Source organism: Dietzia maris (genome assembly GCF_036287335.1).
GTDB lineage: Bacteria > Actinomycetota > Actinomycetes > Mycobacteriales > Mycobacteriaceae > Dietzia > Dietzia cinnamea.
Map to the genome: position 1 here is coordinate 558,947 of NZ_CP143053.1, position 20,237 is coordinate 579,183.

17 protein-coding genes and 1 tRNA gene are annotated in these 20,237 nt (G+C 72.9%); 14 read left to right on the forward strand and 4 right to left on the reverse strand.

Translation table 11 applies throughout. The features are described 5' to 3' along the window. Window positions 1–37: 37 nt before the first annotated feature. The 7 genes from VYL96_RS02535 to VYL96_RS02565 all read left to right on the forward strand — a co-directional run bounded on the left by VYL96_RS02535 (window position 38) and on the right by VYL96_RS02565 (window position 5,092). Window positions 38–1,108, forward strand: a complete 1,071-nt coding sequence (locus tag VYL96_RS02535; RefSeq protein WP_131885813.1) for a CpaE-like family protein — start codon at window positions 38–40, stop codon at window positions 1,106–1,108. After that, on the forward strand, window positions 1,098–2,276 hold the full coding sequence (locus VYL96_RS02540) for a TadA family conjugal transfer-associated ATPase (protein ID WP_043567754.1): 1,179 nt from the start codon (window positions 1,098–1,100) through the stop codon (window positions 2,274–2,276). Before VYL96_RS02535 ends, VYL96_RS02540 begins: the two co-directional genes overlap by 11 nt. After that, a complete protein-coding gene (locus VYL96_RS02545) occupies window positions 2,273–3,235 on the forward strand; it encodes a type II secretion system F family protein (RefSeq protein WP_061914150.1) in 963 nt (320 codons plus the stop codon). The genes VYL96_RS02540 and VYL96_RS02545 overlap by 4 nt, the downstream gene beginning before the upstream one ends. Next, entirely contained in the window at window positions 3,232–3,924 is a 693-nt protein-coding gene (locus tag VYL96_RS02550; RefSeq protein WP_165001089.1) for a type II secretion system F family protein, read from the forward strand. Before VYL96_RS02545 ends, VYL96_RS02550 begins: the two co-directional genes overlap by 4 nt. Window positions 3,925–4,134: 210 nt before the next feature. Then, window positions 4,135–4,293 (forward strand): DUF4244 domain-containing protein, encoded by a 159-nt coding sequence (locus tag VYL96_RS02555; protein ID WP_082904216.1) that lies wholly within the window; start codon window positions 4,135–4,137, stop codon window positions 4,291–4,293. After that, the gene (locus VYL96_RS02560; protein WP_061227521.1) at window positions 4,290–4,652 is read left to right on the forward strand and encodes a TadE family type IV pilus minor pilin; all 363 of its coding nucleotides are present in this window, start codon (window positions 4,290–4,292) and stop codon (window positions 4,650–4,652) included. The genes VYL96_RS02555 and VYL96_RS02560 overlap by 4 nt, the downstream gene beginning before the upstream one ends. A gap of 98 nt (window positions 4,653–4,750) precedes the next feature. Next, window positions 4,751–5,092 carry an Rv3654c family TadE-like protein gene (locus VYL96_RS02565; RefSeq protein WP_311199411.1) on the forward strand — a complete coding sequence of 114 codons (342 nt, stop codon included), beginning with the start codon at window positions 4,751–4,753 and terminating at the stop codon, window positions 5,090–5,092. A 68-nt stretch (window positions 5,093–5,160) separates the two neighbouring features. Here VYL96_RS02565 and VYL96_RS02570 read toward each other — a convergent pair whose 3' ends face one another. After that, window positions 5,161–7,494, reverse strand: coding sequence for a DNA 3'-5' helicase SftH (locus VYL96_RS02570; protein WP_131885814.1), 2,334 nt, complete (start codon window positions 7,492–7,494; stop codon window positions 5,161–5,163). Between the two features lie 215 nt (window positions 7,495–7,709). Between VYL96_RS02570 and VYL96_RS02575 the strand changes: the two genes are divergently transcribed. The 3 genes from VYL96_RS02575 to VYL96_RS02585 all read left to right on the forward strand — a co-directional run bounded on the left by VYL96_RS02575 (window position 7,710) and on the right by VYL96_RS02585 (window position 9,471). Beyond that, window positions 7,710–7,913, forward strand: a complete 204-nt coding sequence (locus tag VYL96_RS02575) for a cold-shock protein (protein WP_007628711.1) — start codon at window positions 7,710–7,712, stop codon at window positions 7,911–7,913. A gap of 102 nt (window positions 7,914–8,015) precedes the next feature. Then, window positions 8,016–8,603: a hypothetical protein gene (locus VYL96_RS02580; protein ID WP_207913567.1), complete on the forward strand. Its 588-nt coding sequence runs from the start codon at window positions 8,016–8,018 to the stop codon at window positions 8,601–8,603. Window positions 8,604–8,685: 82 nt separating this feature from the next. Then, on the forward strand, window positions 8,686–9,471 hold the full coding sequence (locus VYL96_RS02585; protein WP_131885816.1) for an NRDE family protein: 786 nt from the start codon (window positions 8,686–8,688) through the stop codon (window positions 9,469–9,471). A 76-nt stretch (window positions 9,472–9,547) separates the two neighbouring features. On the opposite strand, the gene VYL96_RS02590 is transcribed toward VYL96_RS02585, so the two are convergent. After that, entirely contained in the window at window positions 9,548–10,618 is a 1,071-nt protein-coding gene (locus VYL96_RS02590; protein ID WP_061914159.1) for a 2-oxoacid:ferredoxin oxidoreductase subunit beta, read from the reverse strand. Between the two features lie 26 nt (window positions 10,619–10,644). Further along, complete coding sequence (locus VYL96_RS02595; protein ID WP_061914161.1) at window positions 10,645–12,639, reverse strand: 2-oxoacid:acceptor oxidoreductase subunit alpha; 1,995 nt, start codon at window positions 12,637–12,639, stop codon at window positions 10,645–10,647. A gap of 451 nt (window positions 12,640–13,090) precedes the next feature. On the opposite strand from VYL96_RS02595, the gene topA reads away from it, so the two are divergent. Next, window positions 13,091–16,090: a type I DNA topoisomerase gene (gene topA, locus VYL96_RS02600; protein ID WP_061914163.1), complete on the forward strand. Its 3,000-nt coding sequence runs from the start codon at window positions 13,091–13,093 to the stop codon at window positions 16,088–16,090. 15 nt (window positions 16,091–16,105) lie between these two features. Here topA and VYL96_RS02605 read toward each other — a convergent pair whose 3' ends face one another. Further along, entirely contained in the window at window positions 16,106–17,752 is a 1,647-nt protein-coding gene (locus VYL96_RS02605) for an adenylate/guanylate cyclase domain-containing protein (RefSeq protein WP_061227514.1), read from the reverse strand. 72 nt (window positions 17,753–17,824) lie between these two features. Here VYL96_RS02605 and VYL96_RS02610 point away from each other — a divergent pair, with 72 nt between their 5' ends. From VYL96_RS02610 to VYL96_RS02620, 3 genes are all read left to right on the forward strand, one after another. Continuing rightward, window positions 17,825–19,042, forward strand: a complete 1,218-nt coding sequence (locus VYL96_RS02610; protein ID WP_061227513.1) for a DNA polymerase III subunit delta' — start codon at window positions 17,825–17,827, stop codon at window positions 19,040–19,042. Between the two features lie 122 nt (window positions 19,043–19,164). Next, window positions 19,165–19,237: transfer RNA gene (locus VYL96_RS02615), tRNA-Thr, on the forward strand. Between the two features lie 186 nt (window positions 19,238–19,423). Then, on the forward strand, window positions 19,424–20,227 hold the full coding sequence (locus VYL96_RS02620) for a crotonase/enoyl-CoA hydratase family protein (RefSeq protein ID WP_063935385.1): 804 nt from the start codon (window positions 19,424–19,426) through the stop codon (window positions 20,225–20,227). The last annotated feature ends 10 nt before the right edge of the window (window positions 20,228–20,237 follow it).

The window sequence follows — 20,237 nt, forward strand, 5'->3', positions numbered from 1 at the left end:
GGGTCGACGGTCGCCGGCATGGGCGAGGGTGGGCGCCGTGGACACGACTACGAGAGCGCTGACCGTCGCGGTGGAGATCACCGATCCCGACCTGGACGCCGACGTGCGCGCGGTGCTGGCCGCCCTGGCGATGGAACCGGGGACGGGGCCCGCCGACGTCCTGGTGACCGACCGCGCCGCCGAGCGCGTGGACCGCGACGGCGACCGTGCCAGCGGTGCCGGCGGTGCCGTGTCGGACGCCGCCGCGGGGAGGGTGGGAACCGGCGGGTCACGGGTCGTGCGGGTCGGCTCGGACCGCGATCCGGGTGACGACGACGAGGTGATCCGCCTGCCGTCCGGGACCGGCGATCTCGTGGGGGTGCTGCTCGCGCCGGTGCCGACCCGGGCGGGAGCGGTGGTGGTGGTCGTCGGCGCGGTGGGCGGTTGCGGGGCCAGCACGCTCGCGGCAGCGATGGCGGTCCGTGCCGCGCCGTCTCACCGGACCCTTCTGGTGGAGACGGACCCGCACGGCACCGGCGTCGACCTGCTGCTGGGGACGGAGGACCACTCCGGCCTGCGCGTTGAGGATGTCCGGGCCGACCTGGGCGGGCCCGACCCCGACGCCCTGTGGGGCGCGGCACCCGAGGTGCTGCCGGGACTGCGGGTACTGGCCAGGTCCAGAAGCCGTCCGGCGGACGCCGACCCCGCCCCCGCCCCCGATGGCGGACCGGGTGCCGTGCTGGCCCACCGGGCGGGCAGCGGACTCGCGGTGAGCGATTCCGGCGGCGCCGAGGACTGCGGGCCGGTGCGCGACGAGGCTGACCTCGTCGTCGTCGTCACCAGGGCCGACCTCCAGGGCGCGGTCGCGGCCCGACGGGCGGTGCGGCGGTCACCCGGCGCGGCGTTGGTGATCCGGACCGGGCGCGGTGACCCCCTGCATGCGGCCGACGTCGCCGGATCGGTGGGGGCTCAGCGGTGGCACGTGCTGCCCGAGATCGGCTCCGTGCGGCGCGCGGCCGGCGCCGGCGAGCTGGCCGATGCGCTGCGTCGCGGTCGCGCGGGCGGGATGCGGCGGCTGTGCGCACTCGCCGACACCCTGCTCGGGGAGGTGGGCGCCGGTGAGCGCTGAGGACCCCGGCGCCCCGCCCGCCGACCTGGTCGACCGCGTCCGCGCGCGCCTCGCCGGCCTGGGCGTGGATCCCGAACCCGACGAGGTGGTCCGCGCGGTGCGCGCCGAGTCCGGCGTCCTCCACGGACACCTCGACCTACTGCGCACCGCCCGGCTCGTCCGCGAACACCTCGCCGGCGCCGGGCCGCTCGAGGCGCTGCTCGCCAGTCCCGGGGTGACCGACGTGGTGGTCGACGGACCGGGCCCCGCGCTGGTCGATCGCGGTCGGGGGCTCGAGGAGACCGACGTCGTGGTGCCGACCGAGGCCGAGCTGCGCGCGCTCGCGGTGCGACTGGCCGGGCGGGCGGGCCAGCGGCTCGACGACGCTCGCCCCTGGGCCGACGGCGTGGTGCGGTCGCGCGACGGTATGGCGTGGCGGCTGCACGCGGTCCTTCCTCCGGTCGCCGTCGACGGGACGTGCCTGTCGCTACGGGTGTCGAGGCCGGCGCAGTCGACGTTCGACCGGCTCGTGGCCGCGGGCACCGTCCCCGACGACGCCGAGCCGCTGCTCCGCGCGCTCGTCGCGGCCCGGGTCGGCTACCTCGTCGTGGGCGGCACCGGTTCCGGCAAGACCACACTGCTCGCCGCGCTGCTGGGGCTGGTCCCGGACTCGGAGCGGCTGCTGTGTGTCGAGGACTCGCCCGAGCTGCGACCCGCGCACCCGCACGTCGTCAGGCTCGTGGTGCGGCACGGCAACGTCGAGGGCGCCGGCGAGGTGACGATGGCCGACCTCGTCCGGCAGGCGCTGCGCATGCGGCCCGACCGCATCGCCGTGGGCGAGGTCCGCGGCGGCGAGGTCGCCGACCTGCTCGCCGCCCTCAACACCGGCCACGACGGGAGCGCGGGCACGGTCCACGCCAACTCGCCGACCGAGCTGCCCGCGCGACTGGAGGCGCTCGGTGCCCTCGGCGGTCTGGATCGCGCCGCGCTGTCCGCCCAGGTTGCCGCGTCGCTGCGAGTCGTGGTGGGCATGCGCCGCCTGCCCGACGGGATGCGCGGCGTCGACTCGATCGGGGTGGTGCGCCGCGAGGCACAGGGGATCGTGGTGGACCCGGCCTGGCGTGCCGACGGGGGAGACGTGCCCGGTCGTGCGGCCCTCGACGCGATGCTCGCGGAGCGCGTCCGATGACGGCCGCGCTGGTGCTGGTGGCCGTCGCGCTGCTGGTGTGGCCGGGCGGGCGCGCGGCTGACCGGCTGGCGGCGCTCGAGTCCGGTGGGTTCGACCGGGCCGCGGGCGACGGTGCCGCGGGCGGGGCGACCGGTTCCGCGGGTGCCGGAGCCGCGGCTGGCGGAGCCGCGACCGGCGCCGCCCAGCGCATCGGCGCGCTGGGCGGCCTCGTCCTGCAGGTTCCGGCGAGCCTCTCGTGGCCGGTCGCGGCGGGGCTGGTCGGCCTGGTCGGCGCCGGACCACTGCACGCCTGCGCGGCCGCGGTGCTCGGCGGTGTCGCCGCCGACCTGCACGGCCGCGCCACCGAACGCCGCGGCCGCCTCACGCGGTTGGGCGCGTGGGAGCGCGCGCTGGACGACGCCGCCTCCGCCCTCCGGGCGGGCGCCGGGCCGGGGGCCGCCCTCGGCCGGGCCGCTGACGCGGCCGCTGCCCACGACCCGCAGGTCGGGAACATCCTCGCCGCCGCCGGATCGCACGCCCGCCTGGGCGGCGACGTCACCGCGGCGCTGCGACCCGCCGCGACCACCACGACCGGTCCGGCCGCCGCGGCCACCGCCGACGGTTCGAAGCGTGACCTCGGGGGCGACCGTGTCCCCGGCGAGCTCGCCGGGGCCTGGCTGCTCGCGACCCGGCACGGGGTCGAGCTCGCCGACGTCGTGGACGGTCTCCGCGCCGACGTGGCCTCCCGCCGCGAGCGCGCCGTCCGGACGCACGCCACCCTCGCCGGACCCCGAGCCACCGCCGTCATCCTCACCGCCCTGCCCGGCCTGGGCGTGCTGCTCGGCGCGGGTTTCGGAGCCGACCCCCTGGGCGTCCTGCTGGGCGGGACACTCGGCGGCGCCCTGTGCCTGGCAGGGGCGGTTCTCCTCGCGGCCGGTCTGGTGTGGACCGACCGGATCGCGGGCGGGGCGGGCAGGTGAGCCCGGCAGTTCTCCTACTCGCCGCCGCGGTGTGCATCGCGCCGTGGCGCCCGCGGGCCGCCGAGAGACTCGACGCGGTCCTCCCCGACCCCGCGGGGCCTGCTCGGCAGCACGCGGCGCCGGGGCGCCCGCACGGCGTGGCGACGTCCGCGGCCGCGGCGTTGACGGGCCGCATCGCCGGTCCAGTGGTGCGCCTGGTGGCCCCGCTCACCCGGCGCCGCCACGCCCCAGCCGACACCGAGGTGCTCGCCCACCTGCTGGACTTGCTCGCGGTCGCCCTGCTCGCGGGCCTGCCCACGCCGGACGCACTGTCCGCGGTCGCCGACGCCGTCGAGCACTCCGACCCCGACGCCGCGGAACCCCTGCGCGCGGCGGCCGCCCGCATGCGGCTAGGCGCGACGTCGGCCGAGGCCTGGCGGGACGTCCCGGGCGCCGCCCGGCTGGCCCCCGTCGCTCCTGTGCTGATCCGCGCGGGCGACGGCGGCGGGTCGGTCCGCTCCGCGCTGGAGCACGCCGCCGCACGGATGCGCTCCGAGGCCGACGCCGCCGCGACCGCCCGCGCCGAGCGCGCCTCCGTCCTCGTGGCCGGGCCCCTCGGCCTGTGCTTCCTGCCCGCGTTCGTCTGCCTTGGCGTGCTCCCCGTCGTGGTGGGTCTGGCCGACGGGATGCTGCCGGGGGTCATGCCGTGAGCAGCGCCGCCGGCCACTCGGATTCCGGGGCGGAGACGCCGCCCCGGTCAGTGAAGAAGGAGAAACCGCATGTCCACTCACCACACCCATCAGACCGCCACCCTCGCCACCCGGACTCTCGCCACCCGGACTCTCGCCACCCGGACTCTCGCCGCCCCGACGGCGGCGGTGGCGCGCGCCCGTTCCGCCCTGCATCGCCGATTCCACGCGATGACCAGCGCGGACGCGGGGATGTCCACCGTCGAATATGCCGTCGGGACCATCGCCGCGGCGGCGTTCGGGGCCGTGCTGTACACGGTCGTCAGCGGCGACTCGATCCCGGACGCGCTCGGCGGCATCATCGAGCAGGCTCTCAACACCTCGGTGTGACGGTGCCGCGACGGCTCCGCGCGGCGGCGGCCCGCGACGACGGGTCGGTGACCGTCGAGGCCGCCCTCGGGATCGCCTCCCTCGTGGTGGTGGTCGCGCTCGCCGCCGCCGGTGCCGGCGCCGCGTTGACGCAGATCAGGATGGTCGACGCCGCCCGCGAGGCGGCGCGGGTGGCCGCGATGTCCGGGGTGGAGGAGGGCACGGCGGCCGGCCGGGTTGCCGCGCCCGGTGCCGACGTCTCGGTCGTCGGCGGCGGGGGAGCCGTCACGGCCGAGGTCGTGGCGCCGGCGCGGGGCCTGCCCGGCGTGGAGTTACGCGGTCGGGCCGTGGCGCGCGCCGAGCCGGGCGCTGCGCCATGACCGGGCGTGGCGCCGTGGCCGGGCGTCGTGCTGTGACGGGGCGTAGTGCGGCAGCCTGCCGACGCGCCGTCGTAGCCGTGCGCACGGGGTGGCGCCGGGTGGGTGACGACGACGAGGGGGCCATGACCGTGGCGACCGCCTTCGCGGTGGCGGCCGTCCTGGCGCTGGCCGTGGCCGTTCTGTTGGTGGGACGGGCGGCAGTGGCCACGCATGCCGCCCGATCCGCCGCGGACCTGGCCGCACTGGCCGGCGCGCACGCGCTCCGCGAGGGCCTCGACCCGTGCACGGCGGCGTCCGGGATCGCCGCCGCGAACGGCGCGGACTTGCCGGTGTGCACGGTCGACGGCCACGACCTGGTGGCCCGGGCCGAGGTGCACGTGGATCTCGGCGTTCTCGGCTCGCGAGCGGTGTCGGCGGTCGCGCGGGCGGGGCCGGTGTGAGACCCGGCCCAGGTGAGACCTGGGCCTACGTGGGTCCGGGCCGCGGTGGGCGGTCGACCGGCGGCCCGCTACCCGGCGACCCCGGCGAGTTGCCCGACCACCTCCGTGAGCAGCGCGATCGCGCCCGGCTTGGAGAGCGGGTCGTTGCCGTTGCCGCACTTGGGCGACTGGATGCAGGAGGGGCATCCGGATTCGCACTCGCAGGCGCGGATCGCGTCGAGGGTCGCCCGCAGCCACGAGGTCGCGCGGCGGAATCCCCGCTCGGCGAAACCCGCCCCGCCGGCGTAACCGTCGTAGACGAACACCGTGGGCAGGCCGGTGTCGGGGTGCAGGGCGGTGGAGACCCCGCCGATGTCCCAGCGGTCGCACGTGGCGACCAGGGGCAGCAGGCCGATCGCGGCGTGCTCGGCCGCGTGCAGTGCCCCCGGCCAGTCCGCCTCCTCGAGCCCGGCCACGCGCAGGAGTTGCGGGGTGAGCGTGTAGACCACCGCCCGCGTGGCGAGGGTCGTCTCGGGCAGGTCCAGCGGGGGCACGTCGAGGATCTCCCCGCCGCGCAGTCGCCGCTGGTAGCCGGTGACGCGGGTGGTGACCTCCACGTCGGCCAGCGACAGGGTCACCGGCCCGGCCGGCACCGTCTCCAGCGTCTCGATGAGGTCGATCGACACCTGCTCGCGCGCGGAGGTCGTCCACTCCGGCACCTCGGGGTGGCACAGCGCCAACCCCTCGTCGAGGTCGAGTTCGTCGACGATGAACGACTCGCCCTGGTGCAGGTACAGCGCGCCGGGGTGGACCTGCGAGCGGGCGCGGACGGAATCGATCGTGCCGAGCATCCGGCCGTCCACCGCGTCGACGATCACGACCTCCGCGCCGCCCGTGCCGCGGATGTCGACCTCGGCGTGCGGGGTGTGGTCGTCGGCGGCCGGGTACCAGCCCGCGGGTCGGCGCCGCACGAGCCCGCGCGCGGCGAGGTCCTCGAGCACCTCGGTGGCGCCCCACGCCCGCGCCTCCTCGTGGGACATCGGCCGCTCGCTCACCGCGCACCGCAGCTGCCCGGCCAGCAGGACGGGGTTGCGGGGGTCGGTGACGGTGGCCTCGACGGGCCGGCTCAGCAGAGCCTCGGGGTGGTGGACGAGATAGGTGTCCAGAGGGTCGTCGCGCGCGACCAGCATGACGAGCGCGCCCTGGCCGCGGCGCCCGGCGCGGCCGGCCTGCTGCCAGAACGAGGCGATCGTGCCGGGGAATCCCGCGCTCACCACGGCGTCCAGACCGGAGATGTCCACGCCCAGCTCGAGCGCGGAGGTCGAGGCCACGCCCACCAGTTCGCCCTCGGCGAGGCCGCGTTCGAGTTCGCGGCGATCGTCGGCGAGGTAGCCCGCGCGGTAGGCGGCGATGCGGCCGGCGAGTTCGAGTCCGCGCGCCCCGTATTCCGAGGCCAGGCGCTCGCGGGCGCGCAGCGCGGTGGATTCCGCACCGGCGCGGGAGCGGACGAACGTCAGGGTGCGTGCGCCCTCGGCCACCAGGGACGCCATGAGCGCCGACGCCTCGACGGGCGCGGGTCGGCGGACGGGCGCGCCGTGCTCGCCGGCCACCCCTTCCATCAGCGGCGGTTCCCACAGCGCGACGGTGCGGCCGCCCTGGGGCGAGGCGTCGTCGGTGACCTCCACGCACTCGCGGCCGACCAGCGTGGTGGCGGCGGCCCCGGCCTCGGAGGTGGTGGCGGACGCCAGGATGAAGGTCGGCGCCGCGCCCAGGGCGCGGGCCAACCTGTCGAGCCGTCGTAGGACCAGGGCGACGTTGGAGCCGAACACACCGCGGTAGGAGTGACATTCGTCGACGACGACAAAGCGGAGCCCCCGCAGGATCCGTGTCCATTGGCGGGCCCTGCCGAGCATCGACAGGTGGAGCATGTCCGGGTTGGTGACGATCCACCGCGAGTTCTCCCGGATGAAGGGTCGGGCGTCGGACGGGGTGTCTCCGTCGTAGGAGGCGGGTGCGACGTGAGAGAGCCCGGGCACGGAGTCCACCAGCGAGATCACCGACGAGAGCTGGTCCTGCCCGAGGGCCTTGGTCGGGGCCAGGTAGAGCACGCAGGCGTTGGGGTCCTCGGCGAGTGCGCTCAGCGCGGGCAGCTGGTAGCCGAGCGACTTCCCGGACGCGGTTCCCGTCGCCACCACGACGTGTCGACCGGCGTGCGCGTGTTCGGCGGTGGCGACCTGGTGGGCCCAGGGCCGGTCGACGCCCCGGGCGCGCAGTTCGTCGACCAGGCCCGGGTGGGCCCAGGTGGGCCAGTCGGCGTACCGCGCCTCGCGGGCGGGCAGGTCGGCGGCGTGGGTCAGTGGCGACGGACCGGCCGGGAGCTGGTCCAGCAGGTGGCCCAGGAGTTCGCGTCCGTAAGTCGTCACCCTTCGACCGTAGAGGGCTCCGCCCCGCCGGTCGATTCGCGACCGGCGGAGGACCGACGTCCCCAAGATCTGTACTCCTCACGCTGTTGTCGTGGTCTACTGGAGCCGGTCGTCACAACCGCCCACCGGGCAGCCGGTGAACGGGGGCGTCGGCCCGACACGCGCGGCCATCCCGCGAGTCGCACCTGGCAGTACGGAAAAGGAACGCAGTAAACATGGCACAGGGCACCGTCAAGTGGTTCAACGCGGAGAAGGGCTACGGGTTCATCGCCCCCGAGGACGGTTCCGCCGACCTCTTCGTCCACTACTCCTCCATCGAGGGCACCGGCTTCAAGTCGCTCGAGGAGAACCAGCGCGTCGAGTTCGAGGTGGGCGAGGGTCAGAAGGGCCCGCAGGCGCAGGAGGTCCGCGCCCTCTGACCGATCAGGTCCGACACGACGAGGCCCCCACCGCGCTCGCGGTGGGGGCCTCGTGCCGTGTCGGGGTCGGAGGTGTCCGGGGCCGACCGTAGGCTCGGAGCCGTGACGCAGCTGTCGTTCTTCGCCGCGGACGACCATGTCCCCGACCCCTCGGACCTCGAGGGCGTCCTGGCCGCCCGCGGCCAGTCCACCCTGGCCGGCGAGGTGGCGCAGGTGTCGGTGGCGCTCGACGCCGCGTGGCGGGCAGACGCGTTCGAGACGATCCTGACGCAGGCGGGGCTGGATCCCGTGCGCTCCGACCCGGATCCCGACGGCCGGTGCACGGTCTCCACGGCGCGGACGTCGGTGCTGGCGCCGGTGGTGCGCCGCTGGAGGCGGGGCGCCGTCACCGCGGTCCCGGAGGGGTGGACCCCCTCGGCCGGGGCGCTGCGCGTCTGGGTCCTCACCGCCGGCCACATCACGGACACCGGTGTGGTCGAGTTGGGCATCGACGCCGGGCTGGAGCACCACGCCCCACGGCGGGACGCGCTGCGTGCGGCGCTGGAGCGGGTCGGCATCCGGACGACGTACGTCGGGTCGAAGGGCGGCGGCCCGCTGCTGCGACTGGGGACGGCCAAGGCGCGGGCGCGGCTGGCGCAGAACATCGGCGCACCACCCGTCGGGGTGCCCGCGGAGCACTGGCCCGGCTGACGCGGCGCTGCACACCCCCGCCGCGCGCCGACCCGCCCCCGGCGTCGCGCTGCCCCGTCGCAGGTCGACGTACCGTGGGGGTATGTGCATGCTCGTGGTCGCCTGCCGGGTCCACCCCCGCTATCCCCTCATCGTGGTGGCCAACCGGGACGAGGTCCTCGCCCGGCCCACCGAGCCGCTCCACGAGTGGACGCTGGAGCACGACGGTGCCGCGGACATCGTCGCCGGCCGGGACATCACCGCTGGGGGAACCTGGATGGCGCTGGCGCCGGGCGGGCGGTTCGCCGCGGTCACCAATGTCCGCGAGCCCGGGCCGGCGATCCCCGCGCCGGCGTCGCGTGGTGAGTTGCCGGTCGATGCGCTCACCGGGCCGGTGCCGGTCACGGAGTTCGCCCACCACGTCGTCGACGGCCTCGACGCCTACGGGGGCGTCAACCTCCTCGCCGGTGACCTCGACGCCATGTGGTGGGCCTCCAACCGGTCCACCCGCGGCCCGTTGCCTCTCGACGACGGCGTCCACGGCTTGTCCAACGCGGCCCTCAACACGCCGTGGCCCAAGGTCGTCGGCGCGGTCCGTGACGTGCGGACGCTGCTGGGCACCGACCTCATGGAGGGCCCGGACTGGTCGCGGGCACTGCTCGACGTGCTGGCGGACCGCCGCCCGGCCGCGCCGTGGACGATGCCCCGCACCGGCGTGCCCCTGACGCACGAGTGGCGGTTGTCGTCGAGGTTCGTCCGCATCGGCGGGAGCTACGGCACCCGGTCGACGACCGCGGTCCGCGTGGACCAGCACGGCTCCGCCGACGTGGTCGAGCGCACGTGGGACACCCGCGGACGCGTCACGGGGACGGTCACCAGGCGCGTGTGAGCCGGTGACCGCCCACCGTGAGCGGTGGCGCGTGCGCCGTCGGCCTCGCGGGACGCGGCGCGGGCGGTGCGGCGTCCTACTCGACGGTCCAGGTGCTGGAGCCGTCGAGGAGGGCCTGCAGATCGCTGGTGGCGATCTGCTTGGCGTGCTCGACCTGCCCGCGGGCGAGGTCGTCGTAGGTGTCGCGGGCGACCTGGCGGATGATGCCGGTGACCGTGTACTCCAGGTCCTGGCTGGACAGGTTGGCCAGGGCGTGGGCGTAGGTCGGGTCGTCGGTGTGGGCGTCGTGGACCACGATGTCGGCCTCGTCGACGTCCGCGGTGGCGGCCACGGCCAGTGAGAAGCCGCGGCGGACCACGCAGTGCTGGCCGGAGTCGCCGAAGATGATCTTCTCGCCGTGGCGCACCGGGATGAGGTGGTCGGCGGCGTCCTCCTTGCGCAGCAGGTCGAAGGAGCCGTCGTTGAAGATCGGGCAGTCCTGCATGATCTCCACGAAGCTGGTGCCGCGGTGGCGGGCGGCGGCCTCGAGGACCTCGGTCAGGCCCTTGCGGTCCGAGTCCAGGGCGCGGGCCACGAAGGTGCCCTGGGCGCCCAGTGCCAGTGACAGGGTGTTGAACGGGTGGTCCAATGAGCCCATGGGGCTGGACTTGGTGACCTTGCCGGTTTCGGAGGTGGGGGAGTACTGGCCCTTGGTCAGGCCGTAGATCCGGTTGTTGAACATGAGGATGTTCATGTTCACGTTGCGGCGCAGGGTGTGGATCAGGTGGTTGCCGCCGATGGACATGGCGTCGCCGTCGCCGGTGACGACCCACACCGACTGGTCGGGGCGGGTGGTGGCCAGGCCGGTGGCGATGGCCGGGGCGCGGCCGTGGATCGAATGCATGCCGTACGTCTCGAGGTAGTACGGGAAGCGGCTCGAGCAACCGATGCCGGAGATGAAGGTGATGTTCTCGCGCTTGAGGCCGAGCTTGGGCAGCAGCGCGCGGATGGTGGCCAGGATGACGTAATCGCCACAGCCCGGGCACCAGCGCACCTCCTGGTCGGAGGTGTAGTCCTTGGGCTTCTGCGGCGCGTCGGTCTTGGGGACCGAGGACAGCGCGTCGAGCGGCAGCTTGGTGCCGACGAGTCCGGGTTCGGTTGTTGTCATGGGGGTCCTCTCCTCGCTCGTCTGTTTCAGCGGGTTCGGTTGGCGGTGGTGGTGCCGGTGGCGGTGTGACCGATCTGCCGGGCGCGGGCCGCGGGCTCACCGGTGGTGGTGACGACCCCGTCGAGCGCGACACGGTACTTGTCGTGCTCGGCGTGGGAGAGGCGGCCGGCGAACTCGGCTTCGATGGCGTTCTGCAGCTCCTCGGCGGAGAACGCCATGCCGTGCACCTTGGTGATGGGCTGGATGTTGGCGGGGAAGCGGGCCTTGAGCAGCATCGACAGCTGACCGAGGTTCATCTCCGGCACCAGCACGCGGCGGTAGCACCCCAGCACCTCGCCGATGTTGTGGGGCAGCGGGTTGAGGTGACGCACGTGTGCGCGGGCCACGCGGTGGCCGTTGGCGCGGGCGCGGCGCACGGCCTCGCCGATGGGGCCGTAGGACGAGCCCCATCCCACGACGAGGACGTCGGCCTCTCCCGACGGGTCGTCGACCTCGAGGTCCGGCACGTCGATGCGCGCGATGCGCAGGGCGCGCGTGCGGGTCATCAGGTCATGGTTGTCCGGCGTGTAGGAGATGTTGCCGGTGCCGTTGGCCTTCTCCAGGCCACCGATGCGGTGCTCGAGGCCCGCGGTACCGGGCACGGCCCAGTCGCGGGCGAGGGTCTCCGGGTCACGGGCGTAGGGCAGGTAGTCGGGGACCGTCGCGCCCTCCTCGCCCGCCTCGGGTGCGGTGGCAAGGTTCCTGTCGATCTTCGGCAGCGCGTCGACCTCGGGCAGCAGCCACGGCTCGGAGCCGTTGGCGATCGCGCCGTCCGAGAGCAGGATGACCGGCGTGCGGTAGGTGACCGCGATGCGGGCGGCCTCGCGGGCGGCGTCGAAGCAGTCCGCGGGGGACTGGGGGGCCACCACGGCCACCGGCGACTCACCGTTGCGGCCGAACAGCGCCTGCAGCAGGTCGGACTGCTCGGTCTTGGTGGGCAGGCCGGTCGAGGGACCGCCGCGCTGGACGTCGATGATGACCAACGGCAACTCGGTCATGACGGCCAGGCCGATCGCCTCGGACTTCAGGGCCAGACCCGGCCCGGAGGTCGAGGTCACGCCCAGCGCGCCACCATAGGAGGCGCCGAGCGCGGAGGCGATTCCGGCGATCTCGTCCTCGGCCTGGAAGGTGGTCACGTCGAACTGCTTGAGCTTGCTGAGCTCGTGCAGGATGTCCGAGGCCGGGGTGATGGGGTAGGTGCCCAGGAAGACCGGCATGTCGGCCGAGATGCCGGCGGTGACCAGGCCGTAGGCCAGGGCGGTGTTGCCGGTGACCTGACGGTAGCGGCCCGCGGGGAGCTTGGCGGGGGCGATCTCGTACTCCGACGCGAACGCCTCGGTGGTCTCGCCGTAGTTCCAGCCCGCCCGCAGCGCCAGGGTGTTGGCCTCGAGGATGGTCGGCTTCTTGCCGAACTTGTCGGCCAGGAACTTCTCGATCGAGTCGACCGTGCGCCCGTACATCCACATCAGCAGACCGAGCGCGAACATGTTCTTGCAGCGCTCGGCGTCCTTCTTGCCGATGTCGACCGACTCCACGGCGCCGATGGTCAGCGTGCTCATCGCGACCTCGTGCACCTGGAACGCCTCGAACGCCGGTGAGCCCAGCGGGTTGGACTCGTAGCCCACCTTCGTCAGGTTCCGCTTGGTGAACTCGTCGGAGTTGACGATGAGGATCCCGCCCGAGGGCAGGTCGCCGATGTTGGCCTTCAGCGCGGCCGGGTTCATCGCCACCAGGACGTCGGGACGGTCACCGGCGGTGAGGATGTCGTAGTCCGCGATCTGGATCTGGAAGCTTGAGACGCCGTGGATGGTGCCCTGGGGAGCCCGGATCTCGGCCGGATAGTTGGGCTGGGTCGCCAGGTCGTTACCGAACGCGGCCGCCTCGGACGTGAACTGGTCACCGGCGAGCTGCATGCCGTCACCCGAGTCACCCGCGATGCGGATGACCACCTTGTCCAGCTTGGTCTTGGACGCATTGCCCACCGCTGCTGACCTCCAGAAAGTCGTGATGATCGGGACTCGTCGTGGCTCCCGTACGGCCATCGACGGTACGCCCTTTAGGGCGCAGCCCGCGGCCACGGCCGAATTGCCGGAAATGTAACAGGTTCCAATCCGCGGCCGTGGATGTTCCTCTTCATCGTAGACCGATCTGTCTATCTCCGCCACTCGCGACGGTGTGCGCTGGGGGGAACGACGACGAGGGGGCGCTCGAGTGCGCGATGCATATAGAGGGATAGGCCGGACCGTCCCGGGGGGTGGTGGCGTCCGGGTGGGCGTGCTCACGGTGCCCGCGCAGGGCTGGATCGCGTTTCTTCCCGTGACGGACCGGCCTGGTATGAATCTGTATGGAAAGGCTCCGGCACGCGTACCGTAACCGGGACCGGAGTCGACGGCGGGCGTCGCCGACGGATCAGCGCAGGTTGGGAGCACTCCAGTGGCGAGCAAGAAGACAGCATCGGGCGGCAAGCGGAGCCTGGTGATCGTCGAGTCCGCCACCAAGGCGCGCAAGATCCAGCCCTATCTGGGGTCCGACTATGTGGTCGAGGCTTCCGTCGGTCACATCCGCGACCTGCCCAAGGGCGCCGCGGACATCCCGGCCAAGTACAAGAAGGAGCCGTGGGCGCGGCTGGGCGTGAACCCGGAGGACGACTTCGAGCCCATCTACGTGGTCAGCGCCGACAAGAAGAAGAAGGTCTCCGAGCTCAAGAAGGAGCTCGCGGGGGTGGATCAGCTCCTGCTCGCGACGGACCCCGACCGCGAGGGTGAGGCGATCGCCTGGCATCTCCTCGAGGTGCTCAAGCCCAAGGTCCCCGTCAAGCGCATGGTGTTCCACGAGATCACCAAGCCCGCCATCCTCGCCGCCGCCGAGAACACCCGCGAGCTGGACACCGACCTCGTCGACGCCCAGGAGACCCGCCGCATCCTCGACCGTCTCTACGGATACGAGGTCTCGCCCGTGCTGTGGAAGAAGGTCATGCCGCGGCTGTCCGCCGGGCGTGTGCAGTCGGTGGCCACCCGCGTCATCGTCGAGCGTGAACGCGAGCGTATGGCGTTCGTCGCCGCCGACTACTGGGACATCACCGCAACCCTGGCGACGCAGCGCTCGGCCGGAGGTGACGCCGGTGAGCCACGCAGCTTCACGGCCAAGCTCTCCGCCGTCGATGGCGCCCGGGTGGCGCAGGGCCGTGACTTCGGCCCGGACGGCAGGCTGAAGACCACCGGCGCAGCCAAGGACTCCGTCGTGCTCGACGAGCCCGCGGCCCGCGCGCTGGCCGGGGCTCTCGACGGTGCCGACTTCGTCGTCGACACCGTCGAGTCCAAGCCCTACACACGGCGCCCCTACGCGCCGTTCATGACCTCGACCCTCCAACAGGAGGCCGGCCGCAAGCTCCGGTACACCTCCGAGCGCACCATGCGCATCGCGCAGCGGCTGTACGAGAACGGCTACATCACCTACATGCGAACCGACTCCACCACCCTGTCCGAGGGTGGCATCGCCGCCGCCCGCGCGCAGGCCACGGAGCTCTACGGCAGCGAGTACGTCTCGCCCACACCGCGGCAGTACACGCGCAAGGTCAAGAACTCGCAGGAGGCACACGAGGCCATCCGCCCCGCCGGCGAGACCTTCGCCACCCCCGGCCAGCTGCACAGCGTGCTGGACGCGGAGGAGTACCGCCTCTACGAGCTGATCTGGCAGCGCACCGTCGCCTCCCAGATGGCCGACGCCCGCGGCACCTCGGTGAGCATCCGCATCAGCGGCGAGGCCGGGGCCAACGCCTCCGGATACTCCCGCGCCACCTTCTCCGCCTCCGGCCGCACCATCACGTTCCCCGGCTTCCTCAAGGCCTACGTCGAGGCCGCCGACGATGCCGCCGAGTCCGCCGACAAGCCCATGGCCGACGACGCCGAACGGCGCCTGCCGCAGCTGTCCGAGGGACAGCACCTCACCGGCTCGGACCTCCTGCCCGAGGGCCACACCACCAGCCCGCCGGCCCGCTACACCGAGGCCAGCCTCGTCAAGGCGATGGAGGAGATGGGCATCGGACGCCCGTCGACCTACGCCAGCATCATCCGCACCATCCAGGACCGCGGCTACGTCTACTCGCGCGGCAACGCGCTCGTGCCCAGCTGGGTGGCGTTCGCGGTGGTCGGGTTGCTCGAGCAGAACTTCGGCCGGCTCGTCGACTACGACTTCACGTCCCTCATGGAGGACGAGCTCGACGCGATCGCCGAGGGTCGGGAGAACCGGAGCGACTGGCTGCGCCGCTTCTACTTCGGCGTCGGTGGCCCGGGGGGCCACGGCGAGGGGGGTGAGGGCGACGCGGACTCGAACTACGCGGTGGGGCTGAAGAACCTCGTCGACGTGAACCTCGAGGCCATCGACGCCCGCAGCATCAACTCGATCCGCGTGTTCGACGACGCCGAGGGGCGCCCCGTCTACGTGCGCGTCGGTCGCTACGGTCCGTACCTCGAGCGGATGGTGACGGGCGAGTCCGGAGAAGAGGAGTCGCAGCGCGCCAACCTGCCCGAGGGTATGAGCCCCGACGAGCTCACCCTGGAGGTGGCCGAGAAGCTCTTCGCCACCCCGCAGGACGGGCGTCCGCTGGGCGTGGACCCCGAGACCGGGCACGAGATCGTCGTCAAGGACGGACGCTACGGGCCCTACGTCACAGAGAAGCTGCCCGAGCCGAGCGACGCCGAGAAGGCCGCGTGGGCGAAGAAGGTGCTCGCCGACGCCGAGGCGGAGAAGAAGCGGATCGACGCCGAGCGCGACGCCGCGATCGCCGCGGCGAAGGACGACGAGGCCAAGGCAGAGGCCAAGAAGGCCGCCACGAAGGCCAAGGCCGCGGTCACGCGCAAGGCGAAGAAGGACTCCGAGAACCCGACCGGGCCCAAGCCGCGGACCGGGTCGCTCATGCAGTCCATGGACCCGGCGACGGTCACGCTGGAGGACGCGCTCAAGCTCCTGTCACTGCCCCGCGTCGTCGGCGTCGACCCCGCCAGCGGCGAGGAGATCACCGCACAGCTCGGCCGGTACGGGCCGTACCTGAAGAAGGGCACCGACTCGCGCACCCTCGAGTCCGAGGACGCGGTGTTCACGGTGACGCTCGAGGAGGCGCTGAAGATCTACTCCGAGCCCAAGCGTCGGGGCCGCCAGGCCGCTGCGCCCAAGGCACTGCGCGAGATGGGGATCGACGAGGTCTCCGGCAAGCAGATGCTGGTCAAGGACGGCCGGTTCGGCCCCTATGTGACCGACGGCGAGACCAACGCGTCTCTGCGCAAGGGTGACACCGTGGAGAGTCTCACCGATGCGCGGGCCGCCGAGTTGCTCTCGGAGCGTCGGGCCAAGTCGCCGCCGGCCAAGAGGGCCCCCGCCACGAAGTCGGGCGCCCGTAGAGCCCCGGCGAAGAAGGCGGCCTCCTCCCGTCGCTGACGGACTGCGGGTCGGTCAGAGCGTCGCGTCGTCGACGACCGCGTCGGCTGCCGGAGCGGCGGCGGGGCGTGCGTCCGACGCCGCGGATGCGACGGACCCGGCGTCGGTCGCGGACCGCCGTACGGCGTCGCCCGCCTGCCACCGATCCGCCAGGGTGGGGCGAAGGGGCCGAGCGAGCTGGGTCATGATCCCGCGGCCGCGCAACTCGACGCTCTGGCCCAGCACCCACCGCGCGGCTTCCGGGCCGTCCGCGTGGTGGATCGTCGCCGCCGAGGCCAGCACGTGCCCCTGCTCCATCTTGGCCAACGTCGTCAGGCGCGCGGCCTCGTTGACCGGGTCGCCGATCACCGTGTACTCGAACCGCTTGGCGTGACCGATGTGCCCGGCGATGACCGTCCCGTAGGAGACGCCGATGCCCGCGGAGAGCGGCGACAGCTCGGCGAGGCGGCTCTGCAGTGCGCGGGCGGCGCGCAGGGCGCGGCCGGCCTCGTTGTCCACCTCCAGGGGCGCGCCGAAGACCGCGAGGAGTGCGTCTCCCTGAAACTTGTTGATGTACCCGCCGTTGGAGTCGACGGCCTCGACCGCGATCCGGAAGAACTCGTTGAGCACCGACACGACCTCGGCGGGCTCGTGTGCTGCCGCGAACTCGGTCGACCCGGTGAGGTCCACGAACAGCACCGCGACCTCCCGCTCCTGCCCACCGAGTTCGGTGCCGCGCTCGAGGGCGTTGCGGGCAACGTCCTCGCCGACGTAGCGGCCGAACAGGTCCTGGATCGCCTCGCGCTCCTGCAAGCCGGTCACCATCTCGTTGAAGCCCTGCGCCAGGCGGCCGATCTCCGAGCTGTCGTAGATCGTCACGCGCGTCTCGAGGTCGCCCTGCTTGACGCGGCTGACACCCGCTTGCATCTCGCGGACGGGGTCGGCGATCGAGTCCGAGACCAGCCCCATGCCGATGGCGCCGGCGATGACGGCGACGCTCGCCAGGACCGCCAGCGCGACGAGGATGGTCCCGGGGTCGTCACCGAACAGTCCGAACCAGTGGCCGGTGAGGATGAGCAGGATGCCCGCGATCGGGATGACCGTCGTCAGCGCCCAGCCCAGGAAGATCCGGCGCCGGACGCCGGGGACGTGCCGGTTGGCCGGCACGCCGCTGGCCAGCGCGCGCACGGTGATCGGCCGCATGATCCGCTCGGCCTGGAGATAGGAGATGAGGACGGTCGTGCTCCCGCCCAGGAGGCTCGTCACCGACACGATGAGGGCGAGCCTGGGGGAGTGCCCGACGTTGACGGCGGCGAACAGCAGGGTCCCGATGAGCCACATCGTGCCCGAGATGATCGCCTGGTGGAACGGCAGACGCAGGGTGCGGCGGCGGATGGCGCCGTCGAACTCCGCGCCCGCCCGGTCCACTCTGAGCACGGGTAAGAGGAGCAGTGTGGAGGCGATGACTCCGCCGATGAAGGCCAGCACCAGGTAGCCGATGAAGAGGTACTGGTTGAGGAACCGGAACTCGTCGAGGTCCAGGAACCGGTCCACCGGCAACACGAAGCGCAGGAACGAGAACACGAAGACCGCGCCGATGATGTTGGCCTGCACCATCGTGAGCGCATACACGGGCCAGGGGGTGGCCCACAGCCACCTGAACAACCTGACCCAGCGCTCCATCGGTCCCAGCCTAGTTCGCGCCGGTGCCGGTGGGGGCTCAGGTGTGTCGGTCCGCGGGGATAAGGTGGGGCCATGCCCGGGGTGTTCGAACGATTGGCCGGACAGGCCGACGTCGTGGCGGAGCTGACCGCTGCCGCGACGGCCGCCCGTGCCCGCGTCCCGGGCCAGGGGTGGGACGAGTCCGACCCGCGCATGGTCCACGCGTGGTTGTTCACCGGGCCGCCGGGCAGCGGACGCAGTGTGGCGGCAATGGCATTCGCGGCGTCCCTGCAGTGCGAGGACCCCGACGTGGTGGGGTGCGGTCGGTGCCGCGCGTGCCATACCGTCCTGGCGGGAACTCATGCCGACGTCCACCTGCTCGCCCCGCAGGGCGTGAACATCCTCCTCAAGGACGTCAAGGAGACCATCCACCGCGCGGCCAGCCGTCCAGGGACCGGTCGGTGGCAGATAGTCGTGGTGGAGGAGGCGGACCGGCTCACGGAGCAGTCCGGCAACGCGCTGCTCAAGGTGGTGGAGGAGCCGCCGAGCCGGACCGTGTTCCTGCTGTGCTCGCCGACCACCGATCCGATGGACATCATGGTCACACTCCGCTCGCGGTCGAGGAACGTCGCGCTGCGCCAGCCGAACGCCGAGGCGGTCGAGCGGGTCCTTCTCGCCGACGGCGACGCGATCGAGCCGGATCTCGCGCGGTGGGCCGCCTCGGTTTCCTCCGGGCACGTGGGGCGGGCGCGGTGGCTGGCCACCGATGAGGCGACCCGCGAACGTCGGGACGTCGTCCTCCAGCTGCCGATGGTCATGCACAACCCCGGGCGGGCCTTCCCGCTCGCGAGCCGGCTCGTCAGTTCCGCCGAGCAGGAAGCGCTCGCGCGCAACACCGAGTCGGACGAGCGAGAGGTCGAGGAATTACGTACCGCCCTCGGCGCCGGCGGCACAGGTAAGGGCACCGCGTCCGCCGGCCGCGGGGCGACGGGCGCGGTCAAGGAACTCGAACGTGCACAGAAGTCCCGGCGAACCCGCTCCACCCGTGACTCGCTGGACCTCGCCCTGGTCGACCTGGCCGGCTTCTACCGGGATGCACTCATCGTCGCGCTCGGTGCCCGCGACGTCGCCGCGGTCCACCCCGACAAGGCCGAGGAGGCTGCGCGCCTCGGCGGGCACTATTCGGCTGCCTCGATCCTCAAGGCGATCGAGGCGGTGCAGGAGTGCCGGGCCGCGATCAAGGTCAACGTCAAGCCGAAGTTCGCGGTGTCGGCGATGGTCGGTGCGATTCGCGCGGCGCTCGGCTCCTGACCCGCCAGGCTGGAGTGGGCCGGCGTGAGCGCCGGGGGAGTGACGGCGGAGGCGTCCCGGCGCGGGCCGTTTTTCGGCTCAGGGGGTCCGTCGGATATAGTTGCGTCGCCCCACAAGGGCTCGCCGCGTTAGCTCAGTCGGTAGAGCATTTCACTCGTAATGAAAAGGTCGTCGGTTCGATTCCGACACGCGGCTCCGCAGAGAGTTCCTCAGACCCCCGGTCCTCACGGCCGGGGGTTCTGTCGTTCCGCAACCGTGCGTACGGGCGGACCCGAGACGGCGGTGATCGTTGACGGTGACGCGCCGGGTCGATACTGTCGGGTAACGGTTTACGTAGTTAGATAGCGAGCCGGTTTCCGCGACCACGAAAGAAGTCCCCTCATGGCCTCAGCGCCCCTGCTCGTCGAGCGAGCCGACCACATCGAGACGTGGACCCTGAACCTCCCGGACACCCGCAACCCCATCTCGGATCCGGCCATCGTCGACGCCCTCTGTGGGCAGGTTGCGGTGGTCAATGCCGACCATGATGTGCGCGCCGTGGTGCTCACCGGCGCGGGTTCGGCGTTCTCGGCGGGCGGCAACGTGAAGGACATGGCCGACCGGGCCGGCATGTTCGGGGGGTCGCCGTATCAACTCCGCGACGGCTACCGCCACGGGATCCAGCGGATCCCCCGCGCCCTGTACCACTGCGAGGTCCCTGTGGTGGCCGCGGTCAACGGGCCGGCCGTCGGGGCGGGGTGCGATCTCGCGGTGATGTGCGACCTGCGGGTGGCGTCCACCAGCGCGTGGTTCGCGGAGAGCTTCGTGCAACTGGGCATCATCCCCGGCGACGGCGGGGCCTGGCTGCTCACCAAGGCGATCGGTCCGGCGCGTGCGGCGGAGATGGCTCTCACCGGCGACCGGGTGCAGGCGGAGCAGGCCGCCGAGTGGGGCCTGGTCAACCAGGTGGTCGACCCCGACGACCTGATGGACGCGGCTCGCGGTCTCGCCGCCCGGGTGGCCAAGAACCCGCCGCACTCGGTCCGGATGGCCAAGCGGCTGCTGCGCGAATCCCAGCACCAGTCGCTGGAGTCGCTGCTCGAGCTGTCCGCGGCGATGCAGGCGCTGGCCCACCACACCGAGGATCACCACGAAGCGCTCGCGGCGTTCGGGGACAAGCGCGCCGGTCGGTACGAGGGGCGGTAGCCGGCGGCGG

Excerpts from the sequence above, each read along its gene's own strand:
- VYL96_RS02545 (WP_061914150.1), top strand. The coding sequence starts at position 2,273 with ATGACGGCCGCGCTGGTGCTGGTGGCCGTCGCGCTGCTGGTGTGGCCG.
- VYL96_RS02555 (WP_082904216.1), top strand. The coding sequence starts at position 4,135 with ATGACCAGCGCGGACGCGGGGATGTCCACCGTCGAATATGCCGTCGGG.
- VYL96_RS02575 (WP_007628711.1), top strand. The coding sequence starts at position 7,710 with ATGGCACAGGGCACCGTCAAGTGGTTCAACGCGGAGAAGGGCTACGGG.
- VYL96_RS02585 (WP_131885816.1), top strand. The coding sequence starts at position 8,686 with ATGTGCATGCTCGTGGTCGCCTGCCGGGTCCACCCCCGCTATCCCCTC.
- VYL96_RS02590 (WP_061914159.1), bottom strand. The coding sequence starts at position 10,618 with ATGACAACAACCGAACCCGGACTCGTCGGCACCAAGCTGCCGCTCGAC.
- VYL96_RS02605 (WP_061227514.1), bottom strand. The coding sequence starts at position 17,752 with ATGGAGCGCTGGGTCAGGTTGTTCAGGTGGCTGTGGGCCACCCCCTGG.
- VYL96_RS02610 (WP_061227513.1), top strand. The coding sequence starts at position 17,825 with ATGCCCGGGGTGTTCGAACGATTGGCCGGACAGGCCGACGTCGTGGCG.
- VYL96_RS02620 (WP_063935385.1), top strand. The coding sequence starts at position 19,424 with ATGGCCTCAGCGCCCCTGCTCGTCGAGCGAGCCGACCACATCGAGACG.